Origin of the sequence: Paracoccus pacificus, assembly GCF_042680785.1 — a bacterium.
In the GTDB taxonomy this organism is placed as follows: domain Bacteria; phylum Pseudomonadota; class Alphaproteobacteria; order Rhodobacterales; family Rhodobacteraceae; genus Paracoccus; species Paracoccus pacificus.
On the sequence record NZ_JBHUEN010000005.1, the window covers coordinates 1 to 7,167 of the forward strand.

Consider the following 7,167-nt stretch of genomic DNA (forward strand, 5'->3'; position numbering starts at 1 on the left):
GACCTGCTACCGTGGAACTTCAAGCCGTCAAGCTAAGTCGACAGTGGGGGCCAGCGACCGCTTACGGCCCATCGGACCGGCGAAGGGGATAGCTTAGCCGTCCGAACCCGGCGCCGCGGCGGCCGCATCGGTTTTGGCTTTGCGTGGCGCGCGTTTGCGCTTGGGCTTTTCCGCCGGCGCATCGGCCGCCCCGGTCGCGGGCTCGGTTGGCGCGGCTTCGGCGGTCGGGGCTTCGGCGGCAGCGGCGTCCTTCTTGGTCGCCCGTTTGCGGCGGGGTTTCGGCGCATCGGTTTCGGCTTCGGCGGGCGCCTCGGGCTTTCCGGCCTTGGCCGCCAATGCGGCGTCGGCATCTGCGGGTTTGGTGCGGCGGCGGGTCCGTTTCGGCTTTTCCGGCGCTGCGTCCGCATCGGCGGCAGGTTCGGGCGCCGCCGCGGCGGCGTCGTCCGTCACCGCCGGCGAAGCGATTTCGACGGGCGCTGTCGCCTCGGTCGCGGCGCTGTCCGTTGCCACAGCCGCTTCTGCGGTCGCGGCTTCGGGTGCTGCGGATTTTCTGGTTCTGGACCGCGATTTCCGCGACGGCGCCTTGGCGGCGGGTTCCGTCGTGGCTTGCGCCACGGTCACCTGAGCCTCGACCGGCGGTTCGGCGGCCGAACCGGCGGCATCATCCTCGCGCGGGCGGAAGCTGCGCAACAGGAAGTCGGGCACATGGTCGCCCATGCCCATCACGCCATGGCGGTCGCGGCTGTCGCGCCCCCGGTTGTCGCGGTCACGCCCGTCGCGGCCCCGATGATGGTCGCGGTTGCGGTCGTCATGGGTGCGCTCATCCCGGCCGCGCTCATCCCGGCCGCGATCGTCCCGGCTCCGGTCATCACGACCGCGGTCGTCACGGGCGCGGTTGTCCGGGCGACGCTCATCGCGGCCATGATCCTCGTGACCCCGCTCGCGCTGGCCATCGCGGTGACGCCCGTCGTTGCCGCGCTGTTGCCTGTCGTCGCGCATGGTCCCGGCAGGTGCGGCTTCGGTCGCCACGGCCTCACGCGGCCGTTCATCACCGCGTCCTTCATCGCGGCGTCCGCGCCTGCGGTCGCGACCGCCCCGATCCCCGCGCCCGCCGCGATCGTCGCCACGCGGACGCGGTGCGCCGGTCGCCGCATCCGAAAGCGCAAAGCCCTCGGGGATCGGCGCGCGCGGGATCGCCTGTTTCACCAGACCCTCAATCCCCGCCAGATATTTTTCATCCGCCGGAACCGCGATCGAGATCGCGGTGCCCTTGCGCCCGGCGCGGCCGGTGCGGCCGATGCGGTGAACGTAATCCTCGGCATGGCTCGGCAGGTCGAAGTTGAACACATGGCTGACCGCCGGAATGTCGAGCCCGCGCGCCGCCACGTCCGAGGCGATCAGGAACCGCAGCGTGCCGTCGCGGAACCCGTCCAGCGTGCGCATACGCTGCGACTGGTCCAGATCGCCATGGATCGGCGCGGCATCAAACCCGTGCGCCTTCAGCGATTTGGCAACGATGTCGACCTCGGTCTTGCGGTTGCAGAAGATGATCGCGTTCTTCAGCTCCTCGCCCTCGGCGTTGATCAGCGCCCGCAAAAGCTCGCGCTTCTGCTTGGCGGTCTGATCCTTGCGGGTGGGGGTGATCTCGATCAGCTTCTGGGTGATGGTTTCGCTGGTGGTGGCCTGACGCGCGACCTCGATCCGTACCGGGCTGTGCAGGAAGGTGTTGGTGATCCGCTCGATCTCGGGCGCCATGGTGGCGCTGAAGAACAGGGTCTGGCGGGTAAAGGGGGTCAGCTGGAAGATACGCTCGATATCCGGGATGAACCCCATGTCCAGCATCCGGTCGGCCTCGTCCACGACCATGATCTGGACGCCGGTCAGCAGCAGTTTGCCGCGTTCGAAATGGTCGAGCAGCCGGCCCGGCGTCGCGATCAGCACATCGACGCCGCGGTCGATCAGCCGGTCCTGATCGGCAAAGCTGACGCCGCCGATCAGCAGCGCCTTGGTCAGCCGCGTGTTCTTGGCATAGATGTCGAAATTCTCGGCCACTTGCGCGGCCAGTTCCCGCGTCGGGCACAGGACCAGCGAACGCGGCATCCGCGCCCGCGCCCGGCCACGGCCCAGCAGCGTGATCATCGGCAGCGTGAAGCTGGCTGTCTTGCCGGTGCCGGTCTGGGCGATTCCCAGAACGTCGCGGCCTTCAAGCGCGGGCGGGATGGCGCCGGCCTGAATCGGGGTCGGGTTCTCATAGCCGGCATCGGCGATGGCGGTCAGGACGCGGGGGTCCAGCTTAAGATCGGAAAATTTGGTCATTTGTAACAGCGTCCAGTCGAGCAGCCGGCATGAATTGCGGGCAATGACGGGACGCAGTTCCGGGCGCCCCTGGGTCGTCCGCCGGATGCGGACGCTTGCGCCTAGACCAAAAGGTGCGTTTCGTCAATAAATATCAGGGTTTGCTGCGGCGGGAACCACATTTGCCCCGGGTGGTTGTTTTTCTGCCGCGCTGCAGCATGCAGGGTGACGACCTGATCGGTATCGGTTTTTTGACGGAGCCCCCCCTCATGGACGCAGGACAGACCGAAGCACTTCTGAACCCGGTGCAGGCCATCGCCCTTGTCGGCATGTTGGGGGTGGGTGCGCAATGGCTGGCGTGGCGGTTCCAACTGCCGGCCATCGTGCTGATGCTTGCCGTCGGTCTGCTGGTCGGCCCGGCGACCGGGCTGTTCATCCCCGATCGCGATATCGGCCCGCTGGTTCAGCCGCTTATCAGCGTGGCGGTGGCGATCATCCTGTTCGAGGGCGGCCTCACGCTCAACTTCCGCAGTCTGGCGGACGCGCGGCCGGCGGTGCGGCGTCTGGTCTGGATCGGCGGGCCGCTCGGCTGGCTGTTCAGCTCGCTCGCGCTGGCGTGGGGCGCGGGGCTCGGCTGGGAAAGCTCGATCGTTTTCGGCGGCGTGATGATCGTCACCGGTCCGACCGTGATCGCGCCGATGCTGCGTCAGGCGCGGCTGCCGTCGCGGCCCGCGCAGGTCCTGCAATGGGAGGCGATTGTCAACGACCCGATCGGGGTTCTGGTGGCTGTTCTGGCGCTCGAGGCCGTGCTTGCCAGCTATACCGCGATCACATGGACCGATGCGTTCTGGACCGTGACCGGCGGCATCGCCTTTGCCACCGCCATCGGGCTGGCCGCGGGGGTGGCGATCACGGCGGCGTTCCGGCGTAATCTGGTGCCGGAATACATGAAGGTGCCGGTCCTGTTCGTGACCGTTCTGGCCGCATTCGCGCTTGCCGATACATGGCTGCATGAAAGCGGGCTTCTGGCGGTGACGATCATGGGGCTGGTCATCGCGAATGCCGAGCTTCCCAGCTATTCCGAACTGTACCGGTTCAAGGAACATGCGACCATCCTGCTGGTGTCGGGCGTGTTCATCCTGATCGCGGCCTCGATGGATTTCGCGGTGTTGGGTCAGCTCAACTGGCGGGCGGGGTTGTTCGTCCTGCTGGTGGTTCTGGTGGCGCGGCCCCTGACGGTGCTTTTGTCGCTGCGCGGCACCAACCTGCCCTTCAACGAACAACTGCTGATCGCCTTGACCGGGCCGCGCGGTGTGGTGCTGGTCGCGGTTTCGGGCATTTTCGGCAATCAACTGGTGCAGGTCGGGATCGAGGACGGTGCGCTGATCGCGCCCTTGGCCTTTGCGCTGGTGCTGGTCACGGTGGTGCTGCACGGGTTCACGCTGGCGCCCCTTGCGCGATCTCTCGGCGTGTCGGGCTCGGGGGCGCCGGGGCTGCTGATCGTCGGCGGCAACCGCTTCACCACCGGGCTGGCCAAGGCGCTGAAGAATCAAGAGGTCGACGTCCTGATTGCCGATCCGAACCTTGCCCATCTGCGTCTGCCGCGATCCGAGGGGATACCGGTCTTTTACGGCGATATTCTGGGCGAGGCGGCCGAGAACAGCGTCGAGTTCATCGCATTCCAAGATATTCTCGCGGCGACCGACAACGACGCCTATAACACGCTGGTCGCCACCGACCTTGCCCCGGAATTCGGCCGCGATGCGATCTGGCAGGTGGTCCGCCACAAGGATGACCGGCCACGCCACAGCCTGCCGGCGGGTTTGGGCGGCCAGACGCTGAACGGTGGCCAGACGCTGACCCAGCTTGAAGATATGTTGCGGGAAGGCTGGATTTTCCGCACCACCCGCCTGACCGATGAATACACGCTTGAGGATTGGCGCGCGGCGCGGCCGGGGGTGTTGCCGCTGATCCTCGTCTCGGACAAGAGGGTAATCAGCTTCGTCGCGGATGACGCGAGCCTGAAGGGCGGGGCCGGGACCCGCATCATCTCGCTGATCCCGCCCGAGATCGCCGAGGCGATCCGCAAGGCCGCGACCGACGCGACCCCGGCATCGGCGCTGTCCGCGACGGGCGATCCGGGCGCCGAACGGGTCACCCCGCTGCCCGACCGGACGGATCCGGCCGCAAGCGCTTAGTCTGGTTGACGCGCCCCCCCTCGCAGGGGCATAGCCTAATGCAGCCGATTTTCGCCCGGAGGACCCGGGCCCACAGGAACCGATGATGAACCTATTTGCCGATATCCGCGCCAGCGTCCTTCGCGCCCTTCAGGACATGACCGCCGCCGCCGAACTGCCCTCGGGCCTAGATTTCAGCGCCGTCACGGTCGAGCCGCCGCGCGATGCCGGGCATGGGGACATGGCGACGAACGCCGCCATGGTGCTGGCCAAGCCGGCGGCGATGAAGCCGCGCGACATCGCCACCCTGCTGGTCTCGCATCTGGGCCGCGATCCGCGCATCGAGACGGCCGAGATCGCCGGCCCCGGTTTCATCAACCTGCGCCTGAACCCCGACCAGTGGCGCGGCGTGATCAGCGATGCGATCCGCGAGGGCGCCGATTACGGCCGCTCGGACATGGGCAAGGGCACCCGGGTCAACGTGGAATTCGTCAGCGCCAACCCGACCGGCCCGATGCATGTCGGCCATACCCGCGGCGCGGTGTTCGGCGATGCGCTGGCCGCGCTGCTGGATTTCGCCGGTTTCGACGTCACGCGCGAATATTACATCAACGACGGCGGCGCGCAGGTCGATGTGCTGGCGCGCTCCGCCTATGAGCGTTACCGCGAGGCGAACGGACAGGAGCCGACCATCGCCGAAGGGCTTTATCCCGGCGATTACCTGATCCCGGTGGGGCAGGCGCTCAAGGAAAAATACGGCGACAGCCTGTTGGATAAACCCGAAGATGAATGGCTGGCCGAGGTGCGCGACTTTGCCACCGCCGAGATGATGAAGATGATCCGCGAGGATCTGGCCCTTCTGGGTGTCAGCATGGATGTGTTCTCATCCGAAAAGGCGCTGTTCGGCACCGGCAGGATCGAATCCGCGCTGGACCGGCTGGACAAGGCGGGTCTGGTCTATCAGGGCACGCTGGAGCCGCCGAAAGGCAAGCTGCCCGAGGATTGGGAAGAACGGGAACAGACCCTGTTCCGTTCGACCGATTACGGCGACGATCAGGACCGGCCGGTGCGGAAATCGGACGGAAGCTGGACCTATTTCGCGCCCGACATCGCCTATCATTTCGACAAGACCGAGCGCGGCTTCGATCAGCTCATCGACATTTTCGGCGCCGATCACGGCGGTTACGTCAAGCGCATGAAGGCCGCCGTCAGCGCCCTGACCGAAGGCAAGGTGCCGCTGGACATCAAGCTGATCCAGCTTGTGCGCCTGTTCAAGAACGGCGCGCCGTTCAAGATGTCCAAACGCGCCGGCACCTTCGTCACGCTGCGCGACGTGGTCGAGCAGGCGGGGGCCGACGTGACCCGCTTTGTCATGCTGACGCGCAAGAACGACGCGCCGCTTGATTTCGACTTCGACAAGGTTCTGGAACAGTCCAAGGACAACCCGGTCTGGTACGTGCAATACGCCAGCGCGCGGGTGAACTCGGTCCTGCGCCGGGCGACCGAAGCCGGCATCGACGTATCGGACGCCGCGCTTTCGGCGGCGGATCTTAGCCGGCTGAACCAGCCCGCGCAGCTTGAACTGGCGCGCAAGGTCGCCGAATGGCCCCGGATCGTCGAGATCGCCGCCCGCGCCAATGAGCCCCACCGGGTCGCGTTTTTCCTGTACGAGATCGCGTCCGACCTGCATTCGCTGTGGAATCGCGGCAATGACGATCCGTCGATGCGTTTCGTCCAGCCGGACGATCCGGCGGGCTCGCAAGCAAAAATCGCGCTCGCACGGGCGGTTGCCGTTGTTATTTCCGCAGGTCTTGGTATTCTGGGCGTGACTCCGGCCAAAGAAATGCGCTGATCAAGGCGCCTGCCGGGTCTGAACGAGAGCAGTAACATATAGCCGGCAAACCGGCAGGCAGGCAGGAATGGCAGTTCTGGAGCTCCGCAGCGGCGGAAGTGACGATTCGCATCGCGGTTTCGCGTCGCGTTCAGAATACCCCTATGAACATCGCCGCGTTGACGCCGATTACGACGACGAGGCCGAAGATTTCGCCGCCTATTCCGCGGATGCCGAGGCCGATATCGCCGCCGGCCGCCGCGGCTGGGCCGCCACCATGGCGCGCACCGCGAACTGGGTCGGGGCGCTGGTCTCGGTCCTGCTGCTGATCGGGCTGGCGGTCTGGGGCTATCGGCTGGTGGTCCGCGACGTGTCCGGGATCCCGATCATCCGTGCGCTGGAAGGCGAGGCGCGCACCTCGCCCGAGGAACCCGGCGGTCAGCTTTCGGTTCATACCGGGCTTTCGGTGAACACGGTCGCCGCCGGCGGCGAACCGACGCTGCCGAACGAGATCGGCGTCGCCCCCGCACCCACCGGCCTGACCGAGGAAGACGTCGCCATGGGCGAATTCGGCGCGACCGCACGTCCCGCCGCGACCGATCTTGACGACATGTCGGTGCCCGAGGATCTCGACCCGATCGCGGTCCCGGATGGCGAACCCTCGATCAGCGATGCGGTGACCGAAGCCGATGGCGTGACCCCGGTTCAGGAAAGCGCCGTCTCGGCCGCGCTTGGCCAGGCCAATCAGATCAAGCCGCAGGTCGCGGTCCCGCAAGGGTCGCGCGCCGTGGCACAAAGCGACAGACCCCTTGCCCGTCCGGCCGGAAGGCGGACGGCGCCCCAGGCGGCTGCGGCGGGTCCGGC

3 protein-coding genes and 1 pseudogene are annotated in these 7,167 nt (G+C 66.9%); 3 read left to right on the plus strand and 1 reads right to left on the minus strand.

What is annotated here, in order from left to right:
* Window positions 1–93: 93 nt before the first annotated feature.
* Window positions 94–2,316: a DEAD/DEAH box helicase gene (locus ACFSCT_RS01195; RefSeq protein WP_465263166.1), complete on the minus strand. Its 2,223-nt coding sequence runs from the start codon at window positions 2,314–2,316 to the stop codon at window positions 94–96.
* A gap of 248 nt (window positions 2,317–2,564) precedes the next feature.
* Between ACFSCT_RS01195 and ACFSCT_RS01200 the strand changes: the two genes are divergently transcribed.
* The 3 genes and pseudogenes from ACFSCT_RS01200 to ACFSCT_RS01210 all read left to right on the plus strand — a co-directional run.
* Window positions 2,565–4,493 (plus strand): cation:proton antiporter, encoded by a 1,929-nt coding sequence (locus ACFSCT_RS01200; protein ID WP_379139485.1) that lies wholly within the window; start codon window positions 2,565–2,567, stop codon window positions 4,491–4,493.
* A gap of 85 nt (window positions 4,494–4,578) precedes the next feature.
* Entirely contained in the window at window positions 4,579–6,324 is a 1,746-nt protein-coding gene (gene argS / locus ACFSCT_RS01205; RefSeq protein WP_379139573.1) for an arginine--tRNA ligase, read from the plus strand.
* A 67-nt stretch (window positions 6,325–6,391) separates the two neighbouring features.
* A pseudogene (locus ACFSCT_RS01210) lies at window positions 6,392–7,167 on the plus strand (hypothetical protein); the annotation flags it as partial.

Bases quoted from the DNA above. Each gene is read 5' to 3' on its own strand.
- argS (WP_379139573.1), top strand. From the start codon at position 4,579: ATGAACCTATTTGCCGATATCCGCGCCAGCGTCCTTCGCGCCCTTCAG.
- ACFSCT_RS01195 (WP_465263166.1), bottom strand. From the start codon at position 2,316: ATGACCAAATTTTCCGATCTTAAGCTGGACCCCCGCGTCCTGACCGCC.
- ACFSCT_RS01200 (WP_379139485.1), top strand. From the start codon at position 2,565: ATGGACGCAGGACAGACCGAAGCACTTCTGAACCCGGTGCAGGCCATC.